This is a genomic window from Gorillibacterium sp. CAU 1737 (assembly GCF_039888655.1).
Lineage (GTDB): Bacteria > Bacillota > Bacilli > Paenibacillales > NBRC-103111 > Gorillibacterium.
The window spans coordinates 92,380-117,315 of record NZ_JBDQQO010000011.1 but is presented as its reverse complement, the minus strand read 5'-3'; the positions used below and the strand labels follow the sequence as shown (position 1 = coordinate 117,315).

The 24,936-nt window shown below is 53.2% G+C and carries 28 protein-coding genes and 1 pseudogene; 19 read left to right on the top strand and 10 right to left on the bottom strand.

Annotated features, from left to right (window positions below):
* The first annotated feature begins 363 nt into the window (after nt 1-363).
* Nucleotides 364-1,389, top strand: coding sequence for a fibronectin type III domain-containing protein (locus AAFN83_RS19460; protein WP_347772459.1), 1,026 nt, complete (start codon nt 364-366; stop codon nt 1,387-1,389).
* 236 nt (nt 1,390-1,625) lie between these two features.
* Nucleotides 1,626-1,853, top strand: coding sequence for a hypothetical protein (locus AAFN83_RS19455; RefSeq protein ID WP_347772457.1), 228 nt, complete (start codon nt 1,626-1,628; stop codon nt 1,851-1,853).
* Nucleotides 1,854-1,937: 84 nt separating this feature from the next.
* Here AAFN83_RS19455 and AAFN83_RS22145 read toward each other — a convergent pair.
* Together AAFN83_RS22145 and AAFN83_RS19450 are read right to left on the bottom strand one after the other, a co-directional pair.
* Nucleotides 1,938-2,102, bottom strand: a pseudogene (locus tag AAFN83_RS22145) (matrixin family metalloprotease); the annotation flags it as partial.
* 99 nt (nt 2,103-2,201) lie between these two features.
* On the bottom strand, nt 2,202-2,447 hold the full coding sequence (locus AAFN83_RS19450) for a hypothetical protein (protein WP_347772455.1): 246 nt from the start codon (nt 2,445-2,447) through the stop codon (nt 2,202-2,204).
* Nucleotides 2,448-2,675: 228 nt separating this feature from the next.
* Here AAFN83_RS19450 and AAFN83_RS19445 point away from each other — a divergent pair, with 228 nt between their 5' ends.
* Nucleotides 2,676-3,227, top strand: a complete 552-nt coding sequence (locus AAFN83_RS19445) for a TipAS antibiotic-recognition domain-containing protein (protein WP_347772453.1) — start codon at nt 2,676-2,678, stop codon at nt 3,225-3,227.
* A 41-nt stretch (nt 3,228-3,268) separates the two neighbouring features.
* Nucleotides 3,269-3,889: an SIMPL domain-containing protein gene (locus AAFN83_RS19440; RefSeq protein WP_347772451.1), complete on the top strand. Its 621-nt coding sequence runs from the start codon at nt 3,269-3,271 to the stop codon at nt 3,887-3,889.
* Here AAFN83_RS19440 and AAFN83_RS19435 read toward each other — a convergent pair.
* From AAFN83_RS19435 to AAFN83_RS19415, 5 genes are all read right to left on the bottom strand, one after another.
* Nucleotides 3,886-7,032 (bottom strand): hybrid sensor histidine kinase/response regulator, encoded by a 3,147-nt coding sequence (locus AAFN83_RS19435; RefSeq protein ID WP_347772449.1) that lies wholly within the window; start codon nt 7,030-7,032, stop codon nt 3,886-3,888. The genes AAFN83_RS19440 and AAFN83_RS19435 overlap by 4 nt on opposite strands.
* 89 nt (nt 7,033-7,121) lie before the next feature.
* Nucleotides 7,122-7,949 carry an energy-coupling factor transporter transmembrane component T family protein gene (locus AAFN83_RS19430; protein ID WP_347772469.1) on the bottom strand — a complete coding sequence of 276 codons (828 nt, stop codon included), beginning with the start codon at nt 7,947-7,949 and terminating at the stop codon, nt 7,122-7,124.
* Between the two features lie 42 nt (nt 7,950-7,991).
* Entirely contained in the window at nt 7,992-9,701 is a 1,710-nt protein-coding gene (locus AAFN83_RS19425) for an ABC transporter ATP-binding protein (protein WP_347772447.1), read from the bottom strand.
* 129 nt (nt 9,702-9,830) lie between these two features.
* Nucleotides 9,831-10,382: an ECF-type riboflavin transporter substrate-binding protein gene (locus AAFN83_RS19420; protein WP_347772445.1), complete on the bottom strand. Its 552-nt coding sequence runs from the start codon at nt 10,380-10,382 to the stop codon at nt 9,831-9,833.
* 13 nt (nt 10,383-10,395) lie between these two features.
* A complete protein-coding gene (locus AAFN83_RS19415; protein WP_481810528.1) occupies nt 10,396-11,268 on the bottom strand; it encodes an SAM hydrolase/SAM-dependent halogenase family protein in 873 nt (290 codons plus the stop codon).
* Nucleotides 11,269-11,533: 265 nt separating this feature from the next.
* Between AAFN83_RS19415 and AAFN83_RS19410 the strand changes: the two genes are divergently transcribed.
* Both AAFN83_RS19410 and AAFN83_RS19405 read left to right on the top strand, forming a co-directional pair.
* Nucleotides 11,534-11,932 carry a YbaN family protein gene (locus AAFN83_RS19410; RefSeq protein WP_347772443.1) on the top strand — a complete coding sequence of 133 codons (399 nt, stop codon included), beginning with the start codon at nt 11,534-11,536 and terminating at the stop codon, nt 11,930-11,932.
* 21 nt (nt 11,933-11,953) lie between these two features.
* Complete coding sequence (locus AAFN83_RS19405) at nt 11,954-12,286, top strand: nitrous oxide-stimulated promoter family protein (RefSeq protein WP_347772441.1); 333 nt, start codon at nt 11,954-11,956, stop codon at nt 12,284-12,286.
* A 41-nt stretch (nt 12,287-12,327) separates the two neighbouring features.
* Here AAFN83_RS19405 and AAFN83_RS19400 read toward each other — a convergent pair whose 3' ends face one another.
* Nucleotides 12,328-12,624 carry a hypothetical protein gene (locus AAFN83_RS19400; RefSeq protein ID WP_347772439.1) on the bottom strand — a complete coding sequence of 99 codons (297 nt, stop codon included), beginning with the start codon at nt 12,622-12,624 and terminating at the stop codon, nt 12,328-12,330.
* 363 nt (nt 12,625-12,987) lie between these two features.
* Between AAFN83_RS19400 and AAFN83_RS19395 the strand changes: the two genes are divergently transcribed.
* From AAFN83_RS19395 to AAFN83_RS19385, 3 genes are read left to right on the top strand one after another with little or no spacing between them, the layout of a single operon-like run.
* A complete protein-coding gene (locus AAFN83_RS19395; RefSeq protein ID WP_347772437.1) occupies nt 12,988-13,686 on the top strand; it encodes a glycosyltransferase family 2 protein in 699 nt (232 codons plus the stop codon).
* Between the two features lie 4 nt (nt 13,687-13,690).
* Nucleotides 13,691-14,056, top strand: coding sequence for a DUF2304 domain-containing protein (locus AAFN83_RS19390; protein WP_347772435.1), 366 nt, complete (start codon nt 13,691-13,693; stop codon nt 14,054-14,056).
* The gene (locus AAFN83_RS19385; RefSeq protein ID WP_347772433.1) at nt 14,028-14,375 is read left to right on the top strand and encodes an EamA family transporter; all 348 of its coding nucleotides are present in this window, start codon (nt 14,028-14,030) and stop codon (nt 14,373-14,375) included. The genes AAFN83_RS19390 and AAFN83_RS19385 overlap by 29 nt, the downstream gene beginning before the upstream one ends.
* Before the next feature lie 107 nt (nt 14,376-14,482).
* Here the strand turns inward: AAFN83_RS19385 and AAFN83_RS19380 are convergent, their stop codons facing one another.
* On the bottom strand, nt 14,483-14,905 hold the full coding sequence (locus AAFN83_RS19380) for a CBS domain-containing protein (protein WP_347772465.1): 423 nt from the start codon (nt 14,903-14,905) through the stop codon (nt 14,483-14,485).
* A 121-nt stretch (nt 14,906-15,026) separates the two neighbouring features.
* Here AAFN83_RS19380 and AAFN83_RS19375 point away from each other — a divergent pair, with 121 nt between their 5' ends.
* The 8 genes from AAFN83_RS19375 (at nt 15,027) to AAFN83_RS19340 (ending at nt 20,630) form a co-directional block, all read left to right on the top strand.
* Nucleotides 15,027-15,491 carry a GNAT family N-acetyltransferase gene (locus AAFN83_RS19375; RefSeq protein WP_347772431.1) on the top strand — a complete coding sequence of 155 codons (465 nt, stop codon included), beginning with the start codon at nt 15,027-15,029 and terminating at the stop codon, nt 15,489-15,491.
* Between the two features lie 148 nt (nt 15,492-15,639).
* Nucleotides 15,640-15,846 (top strand): hypothetical protein, encoded by a 207-nt coding sequence (locus AAFN83_RS19370; protein ID WP_347772429.1) that lies wholly within the window; start codon nt 15,640-15,642, stop codon nt 15,844-15,846.
* Nucleotides 15,847-15,941: 95 nt separating this feature from the next.
* Nucleotides 15,942-16,448, top strand: coding sequence for a CcdC family protein (locus tag AAFN83_RS19365; protein ID WP_347772427.1), 507 nt, complete (start codon nt 15,942-15,944; stop codon nt 16,446-16,448).
* 165 nt (nt 16,449-16,613) lie between these two features.
* A complete protein-coding gene (locus tag AAFN83_RS19360; RefSeq protein WP_347772425.1) occupies nt 16,614-17,231 on the top strand; it encodes a stalk domain-containing protein in 618 nt (205 codons plus the stop codon).
* Nucleotides 17,232-17,339: 108 nt separating this feature from the next.
* On the top strand, nt 17,340-17,654 hold the full coding sequence (locus AAFN83_RS19355; RefSeq protein WP_347772423.1) for a DUF1292 domain-containing protein: 315 nt from the start codon (nt 17,340-17,342) through the stop codon (nt 17,652-17,654).
* Between the two features lie 252 nt (nt 17,655-17,906).
* Nucleotides 17,907-18,878, top strand: coding sequence for a LytTR family transcriptional regulator DNA-binding domain-containing protein (locus tag AAFN83_RS19350; RefSeq protein ID WP_347772421.1), 972 nt, complete (start codon nt 17,907-17,909; stop codon nt 18,876-18,878).
* A gap of 190 nt (nt 18,879-19,068) precedes the next feature.
* Nucleotides 19,069-19,914: an ABC transporter ATP-binding protein gene (locus AAFN83_RS19345; protein ID WP_347772419.1), complete on the top strand. Its 846-nt coding sequence runs from the start codon at nt 19,069-19,071 to the stop codon at nt 19,912-19,914.
* Nucleotides 19,914-20,630, top strand: coding sequence for an ABC transporter permease (locus AAFN83_RS19340; protein WP_347772417.1), 717 nt, complete (start codon nt 19,914-19,916; stop codon nt 20,628-20,630). The genes AAFN83_RS19345 and AAFN83_RS19340 overlap by 1 nt, the downstream gene beginning before the upstream one ends.
* 88 nt (nt 20,631-20,718) lie before the next feature.
* On the opposite strand, the gene AAFN83_RS19335 is transcribed toward AAFN83_RS19340, so the two are convergent.
* Complete coding sequence (locus AAFN83_RS19335; RefSeq protein WP_347772415.1) at nt 20,719-22,188, bottom strand: aminotransferase class I/II-fold pyridoxal phosphate-dependent enzyme; 1,470 nt, start codon at nt 22,186-22,188, stop codon at nt 20,719-20,721.
* A 408-nt stretch (nt 22,189-22,596) separates the two neighbouring features.
* Between AAFN83_RS19335 and AAFN83_RS19330 the strand changes: the two genes are divergently transcribed.
* The gene (locus tag AAFN83_RS19330; RefSeq protein WP_347772413.1) at nt 22,597-23,193 is read left to right on the top strand and encodes a hypothetical protein; all 597 of its coding nucleotides are present in this window, start codon (nt 22,597-22,599) and stop codon (nt 23,191-23,193) included.
* Between the two features lie 155 nt (nt 23,194-23,348).
* Nucleotides 23,349-24,935 (top strand): gluconokinase, encoded by a 1,587-nt coding sequence (locus AAFN83_RS19325; protein ID WP_347772411.1) that lies wholly within the window; start codon nt 23,349-23,351, stop codon nt 24,933-24,935.
* Nucleotide 24,936: the final 1 nt, after the last annotated feature.

Here is a 24,936-nt window from a genome sequence, read left to right as displayed (position 1 = left end):
TCAATTCTTCCGTATACGACTGGAACTTCTGTCCTTTTCTCGCCATAAAAATTGCACCCCCTAGATTTTCATCGGATTTTCCCAGGGGGTTTTTCCAATGTCTATTCTAAGGGGTGCACTTCACTTGTGGATCAAGGTTTTTTTTCGCTGGGTGCGGAAAAAACCTTGCTTAGCTGAAACGTTGGAAACTGAATAGAAGAATAGGCTTGGCATTTTATCCCCGTAGGACATCGGCCTTCAGAGTTTTATGTCAATTTGATGACATATTACAACATATCCAAAATATACCATATAATGAATAGACCGATCTTGGCTTGCTCCCTATACTTCATTTGAACGAATAATTTATTGGGAGGATCATTTATGGCAAAGAAGTATAAGGTCATTAGTGCTTTGATTGTTGGCTTCGTTCTATCCTTTTCTTTATTAACTCTGCATGCATCGGCTGCATCAATCGGGCAACAATTAACTCAAGCTGAGTCTGGTTGGATTAGATATGATGATTCAAATAGCCTCATCTATTATAGTGGTATGACTAGTGAATCTCATGCATCGACTTATCAAAACACATACCATTATGGTGGGTATCCTTTTACCAATAAATCTATCAAGTTCAATTTCGTCGGAACAAAGCTAAGAATAATTGATGCCAATAATTCACTTCGTGTTCCAAATGGAATGAAGATCACCATTGACGGTGTTTCAGAAGTCTATTCGAGTTATTCCCCAACTTACAATTATCAAGTTTTGTCATATGAGAAGGTAGGATTGCCTAAAGGGATTCATGAGGTGGTTATAGAGCCAGTTGCTGAAGTGAATGGTTCGGAGAATTTCTTTTCGTTGGATGCTATCGATATTGATGAATCAGGATATTTAGTTTCGAACGCACCCAATAATCTTATTGCCTCGGTAAATGGTAAAATAATTGATCTTAGCTGGACCGAAGAAGCCAAGGCAACAAGTTATAATGTAAAGCGGTCAACAACGCCAGGTGGCCCATACACCGATATTGCTTCTGGGATAAAAGGACATTCTTTCTCTGATACTACTGTAAGTAGTGGAGTCACGTATTACTACGTTGTTACTTCAGTTACTGAAAAGGGTGAAAGTAAGACCTCAAATGAGGTCTCAGTTGCAATTGAAGCATCTGGAAAAGCAATTCTTACCATCACGTTGGATAACGGATCGGAGAAGGAATATGACTTGTCCATGTCGGAGGTAAATGCCTTTATTAACTGGTATGAAGCTAAAGCAGCTGGAACGGGAACAGCTTCTTTTGCGATCGATAAGCACAACAACAACAAAGGCCCCTTTAAAAGCCGAAAGGAATATGTGATCTTTAACAAGATCGTTTCCTTTGAGGTAAATGAATACGAAGTGACAAATTAATAATCTTAAGCGCTTTATGTCTTAGCCCTGAATGCTTACTTATTGTGTTGTGTAGCTTGTCGAAGAACCTGTCGGCCTTAAGAGTGGCTATGCTTGGGAGTCGTGCTTGCCGCACGGCTCCTTTACTATTTTGTGTCATCTATTGATACAACTTCTCCGCAATTGTTAAAGTAGAAGTCAAAATGGGCTTGATTTGGTTATGGTTTAGTAGAATCAACAAGTACGGGGGGATCTCCTTGAAACGCTATGAGATATGGTCAGAGGGGTTCGCGGATTCGCGGGATAGAGGGCAGGCTTACCGGCTGGGTTATGGGGAGGGGGCGACCTTCAGGGAAGCTTGCATGGCCTTTATGAATGCTGACAAGGAGCACCTTCAGCTGCGCTATTTCAATGGAAAAGAGCTGACGTACTGGGGCTGCCGATTGTTTGACAACGAGGTGGATGCCCGGAAGAGCTTCGGCTGATTTATACCGCAAAAAAGCCGTCCCGTTGGGGGATCGGCCTTTTTGCGTTCGGTTGGACTTTCCAAAATTTGAGTAGATGCTGTGAATCCCGGAAATGTCATCCGCTTGAGGTTTCACAGGAGTTGACCATATATTGGGGTGCATCAATGCGTTTAGGGAGCCGCCCCAACGGTTCAATCCGAGGGCATGGCCCATTTCATGGCCAGCCAAGTTGATCAGGTTTTCATTAAAGGTGTAGGTGGTGGACACGTTTAGGGCGATGGTTGTCTTGTCGTAATTTTTCGTAGGTGCTCCATCTGAGCTGGAACTGACCGAGACGCCGTTTAAAAAGAAGAAGGTAGCGCCGTATCACCCCACACTGGTTCCATACTCTTCCACTTCAAAGACAATGGCAGCTTTTGACCGATCATTCGTTTCCGTAAAATGAACGTTGGAGTTACGTCCAAATTTGTTTTCGTTGTCCACGGCATCATTCCAGTTCTTTACGGCCATTCGAATGTGTTTTCCGTAGTCCAGGGTTCGGTAGTAATTCTGAATAATCGGGTCTTTAAAGATGTAGGTGCTGTTGTGAATGAAGTAGAGTCGGTTCTCCATTCCACCGATCAGCTAGAGCACCTTCTCAAATTAAGATATATTTACTAAATTTAGAATGATATTAGAAAATAATGAGCGTCAATCCTTTTCTTTGAAATTAGTAAAAATGAGCCTGAGGGCGTCTGCAGCAGATTCGAGCACAGAGGTCACCTTCACGAAATTTAAGAGTATGATGGATCATCCTGATTTTGATAGGGTTGAGGCACTCTGGTGGAGGGGGAAGGATCGATGACCGTTAATGAATTTAATTTAAGCGAGTATTTCCGTATGCTAGAGGAGTTTCGAAAGACGCATGAGAAAGAAATAGGCGAGCGGTTTGGCAGCTGCGACAAATTCGATCAGCTAGTTGTCGAGATGAAGGCGAAGGAGGCGGAAGTGGCGGAGCTGGCCCTTAAGCAGTATGGCAGCCTGGAAGAACTCAGCCGCACGACGAAGCACAACCTGCTTCAATGGTTGAAAGGAGCGAGGGCGGCACTCGACTTAAACCAGACGATTCAGAAGACAGAAGAACTCATGAGAAGAGTAACGGCTGATCGTAGCAAGGATGTCTCCTCAGAGGAAGTTCAACAGGTGGTTCACGAGTTGGTCGAATACAGCAAGCAAAGCACCAATGGATTGGAGCTGGGGGAGCATTATTGGAGCCTGATGGGGGACTATTACCTGACCAACCCCGTCTATATCAACAGTACCGATCAGAAGTACGGAGAAGGGGCATCGACCTACATCGGCAAAGCGCTGAAAGCTTACCAGTCTGGAATAATCCGGAACCCTCCTCAATAAATCTGGAATAACAAGTCGATAGAGGAAGGGTTGCTGCGCTTATGCCATCGATGATGGAGGTTAACGGGGAAGGGACGGTAACCGCGGTACCGGATCGTGCTCTAATCGTACTTGGTGTCGTGACAGAGGGACCAAACCTCTCAGCTGTCCAACGGGAAAATACCCAAGCGATCACGAATGTGGTCGCTCAGTTAACCCGGCTGAACATTCCCAAAGAACAGATCCAAACGGTCACGTACCGGATCGAGATGGTGTACTCGAATGAAGAGGACACGCAAACGCTAAAAGGCTACCGGGTGACGCACCTGCTTCAGATCATGGTATACCCGATCGAGCTGACGGGGAGGGTTGTCGATACGGCCGTCCAAAGCGGAGCGAACATCGTTTCGAGCATCCAGTTCACAATTGGACGCCCCGAGGCCTTCTATAATCAAGCCTTGGCAAACGCGCTTCAAGATGCCGCCATCAAGGCCCAGACCATCGCCAGAACACTGGGAGCGACCTTGGCCCGACTGCCCGTGAAGGTAACAGAGGAGACACGGGGGCCGGAGCTCCCGGTCCCCTTTCAGGGTGCCTTTCTGGCCCAGAGCGCTTCCACTCCGATTCTTCCAGGGGAACTGACCATCCGAGCCACCGTGCGGGTACAGTATCCGTACGATTAATTCCCGATCTCTGCGCTCCTCGCCATCCTGGCATCCTCGATCGGGATGCGGAAGGAAACGGTTGTTCCTTCGTCTAGATGACTTTCCATCGATAACCCGCAGCCGTATAGCTGCAGCAGCCTGCGGTGGGTGTTGGCCAGTCCAACGCCCCCTTTGCCATTCCTTCTTGGCACAAGCAGTGAGGAGAGGACAATGGGATCGATGCCGATTCCATTGTCCTGTACTTCCACCCGAACCGCTGAAGCCTCGCGCTTGATTCGAATTTGGATCTTCCCGCCTTCACGCTGGTGGAACAGTCCGTGCTTGACCGCATTTTCCACAAGGGGCTGAAGCGTGAGCGGGGGAATCTGAATCTCCAAACCGGGGTCGATCTCCCAGTGAACGGAAAGCCGTTCTTCAAACCTCACCTTTTCAATCTGCAAGTAGGCTTTCACCAGTTCCAGCTCATGGGTCAGGGGGACATACGGATCGGTATTGCGGAAGTCGAAGCTGATTCGCAGAAAGGATGCAAATGCACCAGTAAGCTCCTGCATCTTGCTCAAGTCCACATCGCTGAGCACGAGGATGGAGTTCAAGGTGTTGAACAGGAAGTGCGGTTTGATCTGGGCTTGCAGATAAGCGGCCTCCATGCGCAGTCGCTCGCTGTAAGATAGCTTCATCGCGATTAAGGCACGGATGCGATAGCGGAGCTCCGTCGCGTCGACGGGCTTGGTCACATAATCGTTGGCCCCCGACAGGAAGCCGGTATAGATATCAGCCGGTTGACTTCGTGCCGTCAGCAGCAGGACAGGCAGCTCAGAGATGGAGTACTGGTTTCGAATCGCTTGCGTTAATTCATAGCCGGACATCTCGGGCATCATGACATCGGCAATGACAAGCGTCCACTGCTTCTTGGCAAGCAAGTGCAAGGCTTCCTGAGCCGAACTCGCCATCGTAACCACGTAAGGCTCGTTGGTGAGAATGCCGAGGAGCACATTCCGATTAACGGGGTCATCGTCTACGGCGAGGATGTTCACCGGGGCGCTAGTCAAGAGCGAGGGGAGCATCTCTGTACCCCGATCCAGGCCTGCGCCTGCTTCGCGTGCGAATACCCCCCACTCCGTCATCCCGCTGATATCCTCTGCTGTCATTGGCACGGAAGCCGCCCTCTCCCTCGCGGCTTCGTGTAGGGAGGACGCTTCTGCAATGGGGAGATCAAACCCGAAGACGGAGCCAATGCCCAGCTCTGATTGGATGGACAAGCTTCCGCCGTGCAGCTCCACCAATTGACGGCAGATGCTGAGGCCGAGCCCGACCCCCCGGCCGTCACGAACGCCCTGCGCTCCTTGCTCGTATGGGAGGAGAACCCGTTGCAGCGTCTCCTGGGACATGCCCTCTCCGGTGTCGGCCACCTGAACATGGATTCGGCCGTATCGCTCTTCTGCTGATAGGGTGACCGCCCCTCTCTCGGTGTACTTCAGAGCATTATGAACCAGGTTGATGAGAATCTGGACGAGCCGCTTCTCGTCGGCGAGGACCGGAGGCAAGTTGCCCGGTATCTCCGCCGCGATGCGGACGGGCTTGCCCTCAATCAGATAAGAGAGCATGCTGATCACGCCCGGCACCACGGATTGAATGGGCAAAGGCTCGCGCTGCAAGGCAATGCGATGCTCTTGAAGCCGCACCACGTCCAGCAGATCGGTGAGCATGTGCGACATCCGGCGGGCCACCGTAACGAGCAGTTCCATGTCCTTCCGACCGCTGTCGCTCAACCGTGTTTCCTCTTTATCGAGAACCGTTTGGGCGAGATTCATCATGCCGTGAAGCGGGGTTCTCAGCTCATGAGAGGTGTTCGCGAGAAACTGGTCCTTGAGTTTGTCCGCCTTTTTCAGTTGGTCGTTTAACTCCGCGTTTTCCTTGGCGTTTCGAATGTATTTCTTAAACCAGTATGTGGCGAACCCGATGATCGCTGCGAGGATATCCAGCGGGTAATAGACAGGAACAACCGGCAGGCCGAAGGTTGTTAGGTTCCACACCTGGTTCGACAGGATCGCTGCACCCGACAAGAGCAGGAACACAACATCCCGCTTGTTCTCTCGATTCAAGATGAGCCCACCCATGCTATAGAGCAAGCAGAGGTAAGGAATGTATTGGAAGGCTTGCAGGAGGATCGAACTCGTGGACGTATGGACAAGAGTAGCAGGGGCCGCTGCGATAAAGAGGGTATACGCAAACAGTCCGGCTATGTATAGACGCAGCCAAGACGACAGCTTTGCATCCGAGGTGAATTTCCGGAAGACAAGCAGGATGAAGAGGTTTTGCCAGAGGAAAGCAATCCAACGGGTCTTCAAGGTCCAGGTATAATGGGCCGGAAGAGCCGTCAAGAGGATGCTGTCCGGGCGAGTAAGCAGGATGACCGCGACTGACAAGGTCAAGAGCCCGAATAAGAACAAGGCATGCTCCTTCGGATTCATCCCAAAAAGGGTGCAGGCATAAAACCCGTGCAGAAGCAGAATGGTTACCGCGAGCAGATGGAAGCCCACGGTATAGAACGCCGTTTGGTCGACAGCCTCCTGGGAGCCGAAGAAGACATCGCCTCTTATGCCGCCTACGGTCGGGTTGTCAAAATTCGAGACCTGTATCCACACGTCGAGCTCGGTAGAGCCTTGGGAAAAATACACGGCTTTCAAGGAGGCGGTATTGGGGCGGTAGCCTTGGCGATCCGCTGAAACGGTTCCCCTCTGGGCGACCTGCTCTCCGTTAACCTCGACCGAGGCTGCCGTCAGAATTTGCTTGATCCAGAGCGAAACGGGCTGCTTCAACGGGTCAACCAATATGCGCAGATGATAGGTTCCGAACCCGTAAGAAGTCGAGGGGGCTGTTTCCGTCGTGCTTTTCCAATCCCCAGGGACCGGAATCGATAGAGGGGATGCAGATGGTTGGCTTCGAGAAATCAATTGATTGGGGAAAAAACTCCATTCTCCTGTCACGTGCAGCAGCTTGGAGCTCTCCAGATTATGCCCGCGAAGGTCCAACACCCCGTTCACAGCAGGCGGTGCGTCCGTTGCCCGAAAGGAATAAAACCAGATGAGCCTCAACCCGGACAGAAGGGTGAGAAAGAGCAGAATGATGGCGATTTTTGAGAGAGTGGGTTTCGTCTTCATTCCCTCATCATACCAAAAAAGGGGCGGGTGTTCTCATAAATGATGTCTTAAATAGATGCAAGAAGGCACAGCAGCATTTTTTGACCTTGCTATGCAAATGGATTATAGAATCTCGACCCGTCTGCAAAGGTGACGAGCATGGAGATCAGGGTGAATGCGGCAAGAAACAGAATCGCAAGGATATCGGACTTCTCGAAGGGTCGGGCGGAATACCAGGTGCGTTTCTTATGCTTGCCAAAGCCCCTCAGCTCCATAGCATGGCTGACCACGTCGATTCGCTCCAGGCTGGAAAAGATGAGTGGAAACATGATGGCCGTCATCCCCTTGATTCGCTTGCCCAAGCCGGCGTTCTTGGACATGTCGATCCCACGGGCTTCCTGAGCTTGCTTGATCTCGCGGAAATCCTTCTGGACATCCGGGATGTAGCGGAGGGCGATCGCGATGGAGTAGCCGATGGAATACTTGACCCCCAGCTTGTTCAGGGAGGCGGCGAATTCGCTCGGATTCGTCGTCACGATGAACAGCAAGGCGACGGGAATGACCGTCAAGTATTTCAGCATGACATTGAACTCGTAGAAGAGCTGCTCCCGGGTAAAGGTGTACGGGCCAAACCAATGCCAAAGCTCGGTGCGAGTCCCGTAGACGGAGACGCCTTGATCAGGCGAGAAAAAGAAAATCGCGATCAGGTTGATCGTCAGGAAGAAGCCGATCACCTTCAGCACCGTGGCTACCTGGCGATATTCCGTCTTGGAGATGCGGAAGAGGATGCTGCTGAAGGCCAGCATGAAGAGCAAAACGCGGGTGTCGTAGGTGACCATTCCCACGATGGACCATGCCACGAAGAAGATCATTTTGGTGGAACCGCTCAATCGGTGAATCCACGTGTCTTTGGATGAGTAGGTCATCATCTGGGCCATAGGAACTTGACAAGACAAGGGAGCAGGCGTCTGCTCTGCCCGTCACTGTCGGCGCACCTCCTTGTCATAAGCAATAAAGCGGTCGACAAAGGCGATAGGATCGGGAATCGCCGAGCGTACCGCCAATTCATAGAGGGAGGTGACCTTCAAGCTCGCCGCCTCTATGATCGCTTGATCGGTCAGCACCTCGGCTGGAGCGGCATCCGCGATTAGCCGGCCATCGGAGAGGACGAGCGTACGGTCTGCATACTCCAGCATCAGATGCATATCATGGGTGATCATGAGAATGGTAACGCCATGCTCTTGATTGATGCGCTTCAGAAACTCCATGATCTCGGTATAATGGCGGAAATCCTGTCCCGCCGTTGGTTCATCTAGAATCAGGATTCGCGGATTCAACACGAGGATGGAAGCGATGGTGACGCGTTTCTTCTGGCCAAAGCTCAGTGCGGAGATCGGCCAGTTCCGATACGGATACAAGCCGCAGATCCGCAGGGTTTCCTCGACCCTTCGCTTCGTCTCCTCTGCCGGAATTCCGCGAGCTTGAAGGCCCAAGGCGACCTCATCGAAAACCATAGCCTTCGAGATCATTTGGTTTGGATTTTGCATCACCATGCCGATTTTTTCGGCTCGCTGCTTGATCGATTCCGGCGCCAGGTCTTCTCCCTGGTAGCGAATCCAACCGTTCGTCGGCTTCTCAAAGCCGCAGATCAGCTTGGATAAGGTGGACTTGCCGGCGCCGTTCTTGCCGACGATGCTCAGCATCTCTCCTTGCTGCACGTGAAAGGAGACCATCGACAGCACTTCCTCCTGATCCCGATAGGAGAACGAGATGTCCTCGGCCTCCAGGATGACGTTGCGGTCCTTCTCCTTTGATCTGGCTTGTTGCGCGAAGAACCATTGAAGAAGGTTCTCTCGGTGGCGTTCCAGCGGGATGAGGTGGAGACTGGCAAGGTGGTCTTGCCGGGTGGGCTCGCAGCCGGCATACTTCAATGCGGTCAGATAGAGAGGCTCCCGGATTCCGATTTCGGTCAACACGGAGGTGGCAAGCAGCTCATCGGGAGTGCTGTCTGCCGCGATGCAGCCGTCATGGACCACGATGATCCGGTCTACCTGCCGACGAAGGACATCCTCCAGCCGATGTTCGATGATGACGAGGGTGGCTTGGGTCTTTCGGTGAATGTCGTCGATGAGCTCCATGGCGTAGTTGCCGGTGGCCGGGTCCAGGTTGGCTAGCGGTTCGTCGAACAGCAGGAGATCGAGCGGACTTGTCAACACACCCGCTAGAGCGACTCGCTGCTTTTGCCCTCCTGACAGGGCTTGAGGTGAGCGCTCGAGCAGATGCCCGACCCCAACGAGCGCAGCGCTCTCGGCTACCTTTTCCTTCATAACAGCTGGCGCGACGCAATCATTTTCGAGTGCGAACGCAATGTCCTCAGCTACCGTGAGGCCTACGAATTGACCGTCAGGATCTTGAAGCACCGTTCCCACGAACGAGGACAGATCGAAGACGCTCAGCTTTTCGTTGGTTTTCCCGTGAATGAGTAAGCTTCCGCTCTGTTCACCTGCGTAGGAATGGGGAACCAGCCCGTTTAGACAGGAGGCGAGAGTCGATTTCCCGGAACCGGAGGGACCGACGATCAGAACCTTCTCTCCTTTGTACAGGGTAAGGTTGATGGTTTTAAGCGTAGGCTCGGTTTGGGTTCGATATTTAAAGGAGTAGTCCCGGAATTCCACAAGAGGTGTTTTCATAGCGTCTGTCTTCCTTTTTCCTGATAGAGTGAGGGCAATGGCGGCATAAACTGGAAAGAGAGTGCTGTCCATTACGCCATCCTGTGGCATAAGACAGCACCCCTTCCATGGACGGGTCTTGGCGAGCGGTTAGATCTCTTTGCTCAAGCTGGAGGATTTCGATTTCACGCGGGAGTAGGCTGCCGCAAGCAAGGTGCCGATGACTCCTGCTGCAATAATGTTGAGCACGAAGGCAGTGGCGCCTTGGGTGAAGACTTTGTTGGAGGGTTCCGCATAGATGAGGATATCCAAAACCGGAGCGAGCAAAAGCCAGGCAAGGGTATTGGCCGCAACCTGTGCTGCATTAAACAGGATGATCGGTTTCAGTCCAAATCCGCCCTCTTCGATTTTGTACTTGGAAGCGAACGCCCCGATGAGGACCCCGAGGACGATTTCGGGGAGAACCCAGCTCCACCAGATGCTCCCGTATTGGAACGAATCAGCGAGGGCATGGCCCAGGATTCCGACGGCTCCCCCCACAACGGGACCGAAGATCGCGGAGAAGAAGGCGAGGAGGGCAATTCTCGGCTGAATGGCGGTGTTGGGGATAAAGCCGACCGGAATCGAGACGTACGACAACACAATAAACAGGGCGGTGCCAATGCCTGTTGCAACGACGGCACGAATGACGTTTTTCTTCATGCTTGCTTCCTCCTTAGGGGGTTGTATCTTTTTCGGGTGAGGGCGGATCGGCTTTCGCGAAGGTGATTCTCCAGCTCGTGCCCGTTCCAATACCATAGGCCTTTGAGAAGGAACCTTGATTGATCGCAACGGCCATGTAATGCAAGGAATTCAGGTAGACCAAGCTTTCCCCGACCCTCACATCGGCAAAAGACCGGGCATACACCAATCGATTCTGGTAGACCGAGCGGGTATCACTGCGGATGCAGACCTCAACCGCCTCTCCCTGTGCGATATCCAGCTTCTTGAACAGCTCGAGCGGGACATTGGTCCAGAGGCTGCCGAATCGAACATCGAGGACATCGATGGTTCCTTCGATGCGGTTGTTCCTTAAGACCGGATCGAGAACGGGAAGCTCCACCACGCTGGACACCGGGACACGCTCTCCAATTTCCTCCAAAAGAATGTGTCCTGCCGCCAGCCGCGCTCCTACATAGGCGTAGACATCTCGACCGTGGAAGGTGTACGAGAGCTCGGAATGAGGGAGATGGCTGGAGGATTCGTGGATCACCCGCACTTCATCAATCCCAAGGATTCGTTTGATATGCGTTAAGGTTCCGTTGTCCGGCGTAATGAGGTACCGTCCGGTGGAGGTGCGCACCGCTATGCTTCTCCGGGAGGAACCGACGCCAGGATCCACCACAGAGACGAACACCGTGCCCTTGGGCCAGTAATCGATCGTTTGAATCAACCGGTAGGAAGCCTCCCAAATGTTATAGGGCGGAATGTCGTGCGTAAGATCAAAGAGTTTTAGCTGAGGGTCTTCGGAAATGGCTACTCCGTGCATAGCCGAAACGGCTCCATCGGCTAATCCGAAATCGGATTGAAAGACAATCACATTGGTCAGAATAGCGCCCCTCCTTCAACAGGATGTAGAATTAATTCCTAGTAAAACTATAGTATATGTAAGGAATATTTCATAATCGAAATAATCTTCGATCGCCAAAAAAACTTTTTTCAAAAATGGTCGTTCTTTCCGGTTCTCGCCCACTGTTCGCAAATTATTCTCAATTCCTTTTCCGTTTGGTCACATTTGCAGCAAAATGAGGCGGATTCCTTTTTTATAATGAAAATGAATCTCATCCATCGAGGAAGGGAACTGGAGTGTGTTTATGAGACTCATCTATCTCGTTTTGGGCTTCCTGTTCTTTGGACTGGGGGCGGTGGGAGCGGTGCTTCCGGTGCTTCCGACGACTCCCTTTTTGCTGTTGGCGGCGTTCTTTTTCGCCAAGGGCTCGAAGCGATTCCATGATTGGTTCTTGTCTACGAAGCTGTATAAGCAATACCTGGAGAGCTTTCTTCAATCGCGGGGCATGACCGTAAAAGCGAAGCGGCGGATCTTGATCTTTGCTTCCAGCATGCTGACTCTCTCGTTCTTCCTGGTTCCGCTCTGGTATGTCAAAGGGTTCATCGTCCTTGTGATGATGTTCAAATACTATTATTTCTTCTTCCGCATCAAGACGATCCCGGCCGAGCCTTCGGCGTCGGCATCAAAATCGTGGCCTGCGTAATTCCAGATGAAGGAGAACCGAATGGGTCGAACGAGCAGAATCAAGAGAGAAAAGCAGATCGTGGGTCAGATGATTGGGCTTTATTGCCGAGGTCATCATCTTAAACGTGCCCAGAAAGAAGAGAAAGCGGAGCCGAGCAGTCTATGCCTGGAGTGCGAAGAGCTGCTGGCTTACGCTCATCTGCGGCTGGACCGATGCAAGTTCGGGGAAGAGAAGACCTTCTGCGAGAGGTGTTCGGTGCATTGCTATAAGAAGGACATGAGGGAGAGGATCAAGCAGGTCATGCGCTATTCGGGACCGAGGATGCTGCTCTATCATCCGGTCATGACCTTGCGGCATTATTTGCGGTTATAAAAAAGAACCCCCGTAGGCATTAAGCCAGCGGGGGTTCCCGTTTACTCGTGAGCTTCTAAATCGTCAGCGGCGGATTCGAATTCCTCAAACGCATCTTCCATCTCTTCCAGCGCCGAGGTGATTTCCTCCAACGAGTCCAACGTCTCGGACAGCCGGTCATAGAGCTCCTGCTGCCCATCGGTCAATTCATCTGCCTCATCCAATTCGTCGATCTTCTCTTGAATGTCGTCGGTCAAGCTTTCCGCAAGGGTCATCACTTCTTCGAGCTCGATGGTGTCGATAATCGCTTGAATGTCGGCCAGCTTGGCTCGCAGTGCTTCCAGGGCTGCAATCGTCATCTCTTGTTCCTCCCAGGGTATGATCAGAGTTCCGATGGATGTAAGATATACCCAGATTATAGCCTTTTCAGAGAGAGGGACGCAATGCATCCCGAGATTTTATAGACCATGGAGGAGAAACTCGATCACGCGATGAAAGGTGTCGTTGACTTTATTCCGAATGGCGCGAAGCCTTTCCATATAAAGGACCTCATTTCTGTGTACTTCCCGTCTCCTACGGCTCCGCCGCTGTGAGGTTGCATCCCATTGCGTTTCTCTTCCAATTGGTCCTTGGATTGATGCTTGTTTTCTCGATTTTCGACGGTATACTATAAAGTTGAGTGTCTAAATCCGCTCGGATTCGAGTAGAGGAGTTTATGCTGCATGAAATCGCTGGTTATCATCCCGGCTTATAACGAGGAAAATAGCATTGAAGCCGTCATTCATTCCGTCAAAAAGTGGCATCCCGAAGTCGACATCGTCGTCGTAAATGACGGGTCCAAGGACGATACAAGCCGAGTAGCGAAGGCAACGGGGCTCGCTCATGTGGTCGACCTGCCGGTCAATCTCGGAATCGGCGGGGCCGTTCAAACGGGCTACCTGTTTGCGTTCCGCAACGGCTACGATATCGCCATTCAGATTGACGCGGACGGGCAGCATGACCCGGCCGACCTGGAGAAGGTCATCGGCGTTGTGGCGAGAGGAGAAGCGGCCTGCTGCGTGGGGTCCCGCTTTGTTGAGGAAACCGACTATACCCCGAGCCTGTTCCGGGGGATCGGGATCACCTTTTTCTCCCGCATGATCAAGTGGACGGTCGGCAAGCGCATCACCGATCCCACCTCCGGCTTCCGCGCCGTGAACCGGGACGTCATCGAGGTGTTCGCCAACTACTATCCCGACGATTATCCGGAGGTGGAGGCGGTCGTCCTGCTGGAGCGGATGGGGTTCTCCGTCAAGGAAGCCTCTGTCCAAATGCATGTGCGGGCCGCGGGGAAATCGTCCATCACTCCTTTCAAGTCGATGTATTACATGATCAAAGTGTCGCTTGCCGTTATCATGACACGGATAAGGAATGTGAATTAAGGCCATGAATATCTTTGTTGTATCCGTAGCGTTCTGTTTGCTCTTTCTTGGCTCGGTCATCGAGATGATCCGGCGGCGCAAGATATCGGAGCGGTATTCGCTTCTGTGGCTCATCCTCGGCTTCATCATGCTGATCTTCAGCCTGTTCCCGAAGCTGCTGAACGGCCTTTCGTCTTCGCTCGGGATTGTATACGGCACATCGCTGCTCTTTTTTATCGGATTCCTCTTCGCATTGGTGTTCATCCTGCACTTGACCACTGTCATTACGAAGCTGGACCGCAAGATGACGAGATTGACCCAGGAGATCGCTCTCCTGAAGGCGGAAAAGGAGGAGTCGGCGGATGCTCGCTCTGTTGATCGTCCTCTGTAATGTCGTGCTGCTCGTCACGGGGCAGACGATGTGGAAGTACGCCCTCAACCGCCACCCGCTGCGTTCGGTTTCGGACATCGTCCCGCTTATGACCGACCCGGTCATGCTGGGAGGCTGTCTCTTGTTCGCGGTGGCGACGGTCATCTGGTTTTATGCGCTCAGCCGCTTTGACCTGAGCCGCATCTATCCCTTGCAATCGATGGCCTATGTGCTGGGTGCTTTGTCCGGCGTGGTGCTGTTCCGTGAGACGATGTCAGTCACTCAGTGGCTCGGCATCATTCTCATTCTGGGCGGCGCGCTGCTGGTCGCGAAACCGTAGGCTCCCCCAAAAGGAAAGCTCCCCGTCTTCGAACGCCATCCATGGTCCGAAGAGGGGAGCTGTTTTGTTCGATTGCCGGGATCGAATGGGAATGCCCGGTGCCAGAATCAGCGGGCGGCTTGGGCGTCCTTCAGGGCGAGCTTGGCGCAGTAATCGATGACCTCGCTCCGGCGGACAATGCCGATGAAGCGGTCGGTGTCGTCGACCACGGCCACGAAGTTTTGCGTTTGAACCAGCTTGAGCAAATCCTCCATCGTCGCATCGATGCGAACGGATTGATGCTGGAGGCGAAGAGGGACTTCCGAGAGGGAGTGGCGGTGCGCAGTCTCGAACGTCACTTGGCTGTTGTTCTTGAAATACCAGAGCAGGTCGCCCTCCGTGATGGTTCCGGCGTAAGTCCCGTCCTCATGGAGGACAGGAACGGCAGTATACCGATGGTGCTCCATCTTCTCCAGCGTCTGCCGGAGGGTGGTCGTGGGCGTCAAGCAGACAACCTCTCTTTTGGGAAGCAGGAAAAAAGCAATATTCATCATGAATGAGGTAACTCCTTTTTTGGATAAAACGAATCAGTGCCCCTCCATTGTACCAAATTCAATCATCGGTTGACAGTTTCTTTCCCTGCCAAACTTACTTCAAACGAGGAGTGATCTCATGTCCCACCACGAATCGCTAGACATCCATCGGGCAACCAGCCAGGAGGATCTGAACGCGTGCTTCTCCATTCGCATGAAAGTCTTTGTGGAAGAACAGCAGGTTCCACCAGATGAAGAACTGGACGAGTACGATGACTCCTGGGAAGCGTGCTGTCACTTCCTTGCCCAGATCGGGGGAGAACCGGCCGCGACCGCCCGCTATCGCCCATACTCTGCGGAGCAGCCGCTGACCGCCAAGCTCCAACGGATCGCCGTATTACGGGAGCATCGGGGCACCGGCCTTGGCCGCAGGCTCGTGCTCGCCATGGAGGCGCATGCGAAGGAGGCGGGAGCCACCGCTGCCGTCCTTGATGCGCAATGTCAGGCAGAGCCGTTCTACCAAAAGCTTGGCTATGAGACCCTCTCCAAGGAGCCGTTTCTCGACGCAGGCATTCCCCATGTCCGGATGCGCAAAGAGCTGTAGTCGAGTTTGTCTGAGGCGGCTCTTCTGCATGAATGAATATTCTCGCCAGCTGTTTGTCTGACCAGGGACATTCGCCCAGCTACCTTCATATGGTATCCCATGACCCCGTAATCCGGAGTACTGCTCCGGACGGGAAGGAGGATGCCTGATGGCAAAACCGGCTGCCAAGAAAAAGGAACCGATGGCAAGCGGAGACAAACACCGCTTTAACCGCAAGATCGTTTCTTCCGATACCTGCTTTGTCTGCAAATCACCCTGTCAGAGAGGCCTTCGTTACTTGGAGCAGATGACCCTTCCTGGCGCGATTGGGCGTGGGGTTCCCTGTATCCTCACCCAAGGAAAAGCTTACAAATAAGGAAACCATCTTTCACGCAAGGGAGCCAGGGCCGTCTTTCCTTCGAACGGAGACTTCGTTATAATGAGTGTAATTCTCATGAGGAGTTGACGGCCATGCCCCTGTCCCTTCCCAATCATCTGCTGCCGATGCTGCTATCGGCTTTGTTTGCGTTGTCGGTGATCTTCATTCGATTGAAAGCAGCGGGGCGTCCTACCTCGGCGCGCAAGATCATCATCCCGCCGCTCGGCATGAGCACCGGCTTCGCCATGTTTTTCTTTCCATTCATGCGAATTCCCCTCGCTTGGGGGCTTGCCGCGTTTCTCGCTGGTGCGGTTTTCTTTGCGTACCCGCTCATTCGCACCTCGAAGTTCGAGGCCATCGACGGCCAAATCTTCTTGAAGCGCTCGAAGGCGTTCATTTTCATTTTGCTGATCCTCCTTGCCGTCCGTCTCGTGCTTCATGACTATGTCGAGCACTACGTCAGCTTAAGCCAGACGGGCTCGCTGTTCTTCCTGCTGGCGTTCGGCATGCTGCTGCCCTGGCGGACGGCCATGCTTCTCCAATACCAACGGCTCAATCGAACCCTCGGCAGCGGCAAGGAAGCCGATCCTCTCCCTTAAATTAAAGGTTCCACAGGAAATCGATGGATCGGCTTCAAATCGTTAAGAGAATCCGAGGAAACGGGAGAAAATCCGCAAGATTTTTTTGCCATTGCTCGCAACTCCCGAACCGGACCGGAGTATATACTAGCAGATGAAACCGATGATGATGGAGGGAAACACAAGATGAAGGCCAAGCGGTTACTCGTCCTGTTAACCACCTTCTCGTTGCTGTTCGGTGCCAGTGTGTACGCCGAATCCCAGTGGGGCGACTATGAAGGTTTTTCTAGAGTGAAGATGCGTTTAGATGGAACGGATGTGAAGGTCGCGGAGAACGAGGCTCCGGCAATCCTGCTGAAGGAGAGGACGATGGTTCCTCTTCGGTATGTGGCGGAGTCGCTTCATACACTGGTGAAGTGGGACAGCACCACGAAGACCGTGGACATGAATCGTCCTGACGTGCACATGGTGTTCGCCCAAGACGTAGCGGAGGATCTCACGACGATTCGCAAGCCTTTCTCGCGCGTAGCCCAAGGCCGTTCCGGTGATTTCTTTGTCTTCGTCGACGCAGCAGGCATTCAGCTGCCGGTGGAGAAATTCAAGATTACGGTCTACACCCCGAATGGGGATGTGGTGGCGACGAGCCCTGAGGAAGTGCCGCCGAAGTCGGACAACGGCTCCTTCTGGTACCTGTGGAAGGTCAACGTGAACTTCGCGCAGAAGGGCGACTATGTCGTGAAAGTTTCCTTCTTGTACAAAGGAGAATACACTGTCGTTTCGGAGAAGACGATTACGTCTGGCTGATCCGTCAGGGCGCTGGAGGCCGTTCGTGAGAACGGCTTTCCTTTTGTCAATCACTTGTGGTACGATACACGAGTATCGAAACACTATTTGCAGAAACGAGGAGATATCGTGAGCGAACATCATCACGACGGTTGCGGCTGCGGTCACGACCACGATCACGACCATGAGCACGAACATGACGCGGTGTTTATGGTAACCGACGAAGAAGGCAATGAGCATGAGATGGTCATGGTCTTCCAATTCGAGTCCGAAGACAACGCTTATGCGGTCCTGCTGGATCGCAATGACCCGGAAGCAGACGGCATCATCTTCCGCATTGAAGAAGAAGATGGCGAAGCTTATCTGGTCAGCATCGAAGACGACGCCGAATGGCAAAAGGTCGTTGCCATCTACAACGAACTGGCTGCTCAAGAAGCTGAATAATTGTGCGCCGGGTCCATTGACTGGAACCGCGTGGAAAACCCCTCACCATGGGGTTTTTCTTGTTTTTATGGGGCTCTTTGGAGCAAATCCTTCCCAAAGGGCTTGCGCGAGATTGGGGACTATCGCTAGAATCGGGAGGGGGCCCAACTTCACCGGGCTGTCAGGAGAAGGGAAGGTTAGAACGGTATGCTGGAGTTTTGCAATGTTTTTAAGACGAGAAAAGGGACAAAGCTCCATGACTTGAGCCTTCACTTGGAACAAGGGCAACGGCTCAGCTTGGAATGCGATCATGCGGCAAGCGACTTACTAGTGGATCTCATCCTGGGGAAGGAAGTCCAGAATCGCGGGAGCATTCGGCTCGCCGGCATTCCCCATCAGGAATACATAAAGAGCAACAGAGGGAAAATTGGCGTCATTTATCGAGACGAGCAGTTTTACTCGAAGATGACGGTCGGGGCTTACCTGTCCTTTTTCGCTGAGCTTTCAGACAAGTCAGTGGATGTTCGTCGGATTCTGGAGAAGGCAGCGCTTCTCGACAGCGCAAGCACGAAGATCAACGAGTTGAGTCATGGACAGCGAAAACGACTCGCCCTTGCCCGCGAAAGGATCAAGCAGCCCTCGCTGCTCCTCTTCCAGGAGCCCAATTCCAACATGGACCGGGAGAACCTGGCGATTCTTCTCGACAATATGGAGGAGCTCTATCACGAAGGCACCACGATCCTGAACATGTCTCTCTTCTTCCGCGACACGCTTCTCCTTGGGGGGCGCTCCTATCGGCTTGACGACGATGGGTTGATCGAGCTGCAGACCGGCATGGAGGATGCCTCCGTTCGGGAAGACCAACCGGCCGCCTTTCCCGCTCAGGAGACAGCTTCAATTCCTGTCTACCGGATCGAAAAAATTCCGGCTCGGCTGGAGGATCGGATCCTACTCTTCGATCCGATGGAGATCGACTTTGTCGAGAGTGAGGCAGGCTCGAGTGCGCTCAGTGTTCGGGGGGATCGGTTCCCTTGCGCCTTGTCGATGACGGAGCTGGAGGAGCGTCTGCGTCATTTTGGCTTCTTCCGCTGTCATCGTTCGTACCTCGTCAATCTCCAGAGGTTGAAGGAGGTTGTGACCTTCACCCGGAACAGCTACAGCTTGAGTCTGGATGACCGCAACAAAACCTCCATCCCCCTCTCCAAGGGGCGGCTCGACGAGTTGAAGGAGATCTTGAAGCTCTGATTTTGTGTTCCATTCAGCCGTCTATTTGCTCCAATCACCCGTTCAGAGACTCCATTCAGTGCCAATTTGGCCGCATTGGGGGTTCTTGTGGCGCTTTTCGCGGTGATTATGTAGCAGGGACAGCCGGAGTCTGCAATACTTGGTTCATCGACCGATATCGGTCAAGACTCGAACGAATGGGGGCACAGGGATGAGCGCGATCTTATCCATGCAAGCAATACGCAAAGAGTTCAAGCAGCATGTCGCTCTGCAAAAGGTTACCTTTCAGGTGGAGCAAGGGGAGATTTTCGGGTTTCTCGGTCCGAGCGGCGCGGGGAAGACAACTACCATTAAGCTCCTCACCGGACAACTCCGTCCGACCTCGGGAGAGCTCCGCGTGATGGGGGAGAGTCAGGATGGGAGCATCCGCAAGCTCACGAATCAGATCGGCCTTCTGTCTGACACAAGCGGAGTCTATGAGCGCCTGAGCGTATACGACAATATGGCCTTGTTTGCCGATATTCATGGCGTGGATTACAAGGAAATCCCCTTGTTACTAGAGAAGGTAGGCATCGCCGAGCATGCCAAGAAGGAAGCGAAGAAGCTGTCTCGAGGCATGAGGCAGCGGCTGATGATCGCGAGAAGCATTTTGCATAAACCCAGGCTCTTGTTCCTCGATGAACCGACATCCTCGCTTGATCCGGCCAATACGCTGGAGATCCACCGGCTGCTTCGACAGTTGAACCGGGAAGGCACAACGATCTTTCTCACCACGCACAACATGGATGAGGCAGACAAGCTGTGCCACCGCGTCGCCTTCCTGAATGCAGGAGAAGTCGTAGAGCTGGGAGTTCCCGCCGAGTTGAAGCTGAAATACTCGGACCGTTCCGTGAAGGTGATTCTGGAGGGAGAGCCGGAGCCTCTCTACATTCGCAACGATGCAGAAGGCGGCAGCAAGCTGAAGGGCTGGATGGAGACGGGCAAGGTGAGGGCGGTTCACTCGATGGAGCCGAATTTGGAGACCATCTTCTTGAACTTGACGGGGAGGGAACTGTAATGGCATTATCCATGAGACATATCCGTGCCATATTTAAAAAAGAATGCAAAGAGTTTGGGAAGAATCCCAATATCCTGTTTATGTGTGCATTGCCGCTCTTGTTTGCCGTACTTTATTCGTCGATATTTGATGAAAACTTTCCGAAAGGCGATCTGCTGACCCTCTGCGTAGGAACCAGCTTAACGATGGTGACCTGCTTTGTCATTGCGATGCTGATTGCGGAAGAGAAGGAGAAGCAGACGCTCCGCACGTTGATGCTGTCGGCTGTCTCGCCTGTTGAGTTTTTTGTGGGCAAAGGGTTGTTTACCTTGCTGGTATCGACGGTGTTAAACGCGATTATCTTCTTCTTGGTTGGAATTGATGCGTCCCTGTACGGCATCTTCCTGCTCCTCACCACGCTGGTCTGCCTGACGATGCTGGAGCTTGGAGCCATGATCGGAATGATCGCCCAGAATCAGATGGCAACGGGTGTCGTCGGCATGCCGATCGTGCTTGTGTTCTTCATGGTCCCCATGTTCGCCGAGCTGAATCCGGTTATGACGAAGATCGCCTGGTTTCTTCCCAATTATCACATGAATGTTCTGATGAAGCAGGCGATCGATGGAACCGCGTTCGGCAGTGACGGGCTCCTGCGGGTCGGGGCGATCGTCCTCTGGATTCTTGTCGGAGCAGGGCTGTTCGCCGTCGTCTATCGACGCAATGGGATTGACCGATAATGACGAGGTCAAAAAACGGGTTGTTCCAAACAGGTGAGAAACCTGAATGGAACAACCCGTTTTTTTGTCCGATAGGAGACCCGTGCAATTAGAAAATCGCCTTGGTTTCCACGATAACCTTCACCTGCTGCACCGTGCGATCCTCCGGCCCCTTCACGGGAAGGCCGACCTCGACATGCTCGGTGATGTAGTCGATGTTTTCCTGGGTGATGACCTCTCCTGGAAGGAGAATCGGAATGCCCGGCGGGTACACATAGATGAATTCCGCAATGATGCGGCCGGCCGATTCCTTGAACGGAACGACCTCCGTGTCGCCGTAGAACGCATCGCGAGGAATCAGCGAGAGCTGCGGAATGTCCGGAATGGTGACGATCAGCTCATTGGCCGTCTTGATGTTATAGTTCAGCTCGGACATGTGACGGAGCGCAGCCACAAGAAGGTCCACGCTCTCCTCCGTGTCGCCCGGTGTAATCAGGCAGAGGATGTTGTACATGTCGCTCATTTCGACTTCGATGTTGTAATGCTCGCGAAGCCAATTCTCCGCATCATACCCCGTGATGCCCAAGTGGCGCACGAGAACATTCACTTTCGTCGGATCGAAGTCGAAGGTCGCTTCTGTTCCGAGAATCTCCTCGCCGAAACAATAGAGGCCGGGGATTTCGTTGATGCTCTTGCGCGCCTGACTGGCACGCCGAATGGCTTGATCGGCCATTTCCTGGCCGTTGATGGCGAGATTCCGTCTCGCTGCATCGAGCGAGGCAAGCAAAATATAGGAAGTGGACGTCGTCGTCAGCATGCTCATGATCGTCTGAATCCGTTTCGTGTTCACACGGGTTCCTTGAACGTTCAGCACCGAGCTTTGCGTCAGACTTCCGCCCAGTTTATGGACACTGGTTGCAGCCATGTCAGCGCCGGCTTCCATCGCGGAGATGGGGAGGTCGTCATGGAAGGGAAGAAGTGCTCCATGGGCTTCATCCACGAGCACCACCATATCGTGGCTGTGGACGAGCTCGACGATTTCCTTCAGATCGGCGCACACTCCGTAATAGGTCGGATTAATAACGAGCACCGCTTTGGCATCCGGATGGGCGGTCAGCGCCTTCTTAACCGAACGGGTGGTTACCCCGTGATCGATCCCGAGGTTCTTGTCGCGGACCGGCGACAGGAAGATCGGTTTGATGCCGGCGAAGATTATCGCGGACATCACCGATTTGTGAATGTTCCGCGGCACGATGATCTTGTCCCCTTCGGAGCAGGTGGACATGATCATGGTCATGATCGCTCCACTCGTCCCCTGAACAAAGAAAAAGGTCTGATCTGCGCGAAAGGTCTCGGCTGCTAGCCGCTGCGCTTCCGCGATCACCGCCGTCGGCTGATGAAGATCATCGAGCGGGGCGATGTTGATGAGATCTATGGATAAGGCATTACTGCCGATGAATTCTCTGAATTCGGGATCCATCCCAACCCCTTTTTTGTGTCCGGGAATGTGAAAAGGAACGGGGTTGCTGTCCGCATGGGCGCGAAGCGCGGTCAAGAGCGGAGTATTGCGTTGATCCATATCAGTCATCTCATCCTTTCTCTGGGCAGGTTTTCGTCCGACATCTTTTTTGCGGCTGCCCGGTTTGTGGGTTTCGGCCAAACAAAAAGAGTATAGCAGAACCTCGCCAGGAATCAAGGAGATATTTTAGGGAGCCAAGCGTTTTTTGCAGGAAGAAACCGCCCATTTTTCAAAGGACTCAAAAGCAGGTTCTAGCAACTCTCTCAATAACGGATGGAATAGATTTTGAAAATTGGTCAAGACTGGGAATGAAAGTGGAGAGAGGGGGCAAGCCATGGGGAAAATGGTCAAAAAACCAAGTTGCGGAAACGGCAGATTCATAATAAACTGTAAGAAATCAATAAATTGTCAGAACATTCAGATTAGAACTGGGATAAGTCTAATCGATAGACCATGGGAGGGATTGCCGTGAACAAAAGTCATGAAGTGGAGTACTGCAACTTGGATGTGCGCTTTGACCGCCGGCTAATCCGTCAATTCATCAAAGACCTGATCCAGGAAGGCTACTCCCTCTATTGGAACGAAAGCGATAAAGAATTCGTGATCTCCATCCGGTCGGGACGCAAGCTGGTTAAACTGCAGTTTCATCGGGTTGGAGAGCGCTTTAAGATGGTGGGGAACTATGTTCTGCGAGACGATAAGCTGGCGGAGCTGATGGAGAGATTGATTAACGATACGCGCGGCCATGCGGTTGTCAAACGCTTTAAGGATCGGCAGATCGTCATTGAGAACATCATGTTCGGAGAGATCATTCGGATGGTGGAGATCAACGGGGTCGAGCGAAAGGTGGTTTACGAACGAGAATCCGCGGTCACAAGCCAGGAGGTCTCTGCTGCGATCAAGAGTCGGCGCATCGAGGACCGCATTCCGGTTCTGCGCCTGGAGATGGATTACGAGCTGGCTGTTCTGGCCGAAGCCATCGCTGCAGATGATCGGGAAGGAATCGAATCCGGGAAGCGCCGGATGGAGGAGCTCCGCCAAGAGATGGTAACGATGGAGTTATAAGAGCTGGAAGCAGAACAAGACCCGTAAGCCGTGCAGAAAAAGCGGCCTTGCGGGTCTTGTGGCGTTGTGCCGTTCCAGTTGGTATCCCGCCCCCGGCTGTGATATCATGATGGGGAGAAAAAAGTGAAGCAAACCCCGATGGGAAAGGGACAGTCATGAACGAACGGAAACGCTATGTGATCGCAGCGGATATGGGGACCACCAGCGTCAAAGCGCTCCTCGTGGACCCGGAAGGCGTCATACACGCCGCGCACTCGGTGTTTTATCCGCTCCATACGCCGGCACCCGGCATTGCCGAGCAAGACCCGAACCGAATGGCGGACGGCGTATTGGATGGGATTGGAGAGCTGCTTCGCAAAACGGAGGTCCAGCCGGAAGAGATTCTGGCCGTTTCCTTCAGCACCGCCATGCACAGCCTAATGGCAATGGATGCCGAAGGAAGCCCGCTCACTCCGCTGCTGACCTGGGCTGACAGCCGCAGCGCGGCCTATGCCGATCGGCTCAAGCAGTCTGGGAGGGGCGATACGCTATACCGTCGGACCGGCACCCCGATCCATCCCATGTCTCCGTTGGTCAAGCTGCTATGGCTCCGTGACGAGAATCCCGAGATTTTCGGTAAGGCGGCCAAATTTATCGGCATCAAAGAATATGTTTTTTTCCGGCTCTTCGGAAAATACCTCGTCGACCATTCATCGGCAAGTGCAACCGGCCTTCTTCATATGGACACCTTATCATGGGACACTATGGCATTGGAGGAAGCGGCGATTCAGGAAGGACAGCTGTCCGAGCTCGTTCCGCCTCATCACTGCGAAAGGGGCTTGCCTGACTGGGCTGTGGAGAGGACGGGGCTCCCGGCGGATACTCCTTTCGTCATCGGAGCCGCGGATGGCCCGCTTGCCAATCTCGGTGCCGGTGCGGTTCTTCCCGGCTCCTGGGCGCTCACGGTCGGAACAAGCGGCGCGGTGAGAACGACGGTGAAGGCTCCGCTCGCCGACCCGCAAGGCCGGTTGTTCTGTTACTCGCTTGCCGACGGTCTGTGGGTGGTCGGCGGGGCTGTGAACAACGGCGGCATTCTCTTTCGCTGGACGAGGGATGTTCTGGCCACGCAGGAGGCGGAGACAGCGCGCGCATCGGGCCTTGATCCTTACGATTACTTGACCGCGATTGCTCGCGAGGTCCCTCCCGGCTCCGAAGGACTGCTCTTCCTGCCTTACCTGCTCGGGGAAAGGTCGCCGTATTGGAACGCCAACGCCCGAGGCGTCTTCTTCGGCTTGACGATGAGTCACGAGAAGAAGCACATGATCCGCGCGGTCATGGAGGGCGTTGTATACGGACTCGATTCGGTGGCCGCCGCGCTTGAGGAAATGACCGGAGGGGCGGAGGAGGTTCGCGTTTCCGGAGGAATGGCCAAGTCTCCGCTCTGGAGGCAGATGCTGGCCGATGTGCTGAAGAAGCCCATCAGCCTCATGGAGAGCGTGGAAAGCTCAGGCTTGGGCGCCGCTTATCTCGGATTTTGGGCGATGGGCGAAAAAGCAGGGCTTGATGGAATCCGCGAATGGACTCATGTGCAGGAAGAGCATCAACCGAATCCCCAGGCAAGCGGGCAATACGGGGAGCTCAAGGGGATTTATACGAGGCTGTACCAAAGGCTGGAGCCGGAGTTTGCGGTGATCGCAGACTACCAGGCTCGTCAGAAGCCAATGGAGGAAGGCTTCACCAAGACAAGCGGAACGAAAGGATGAG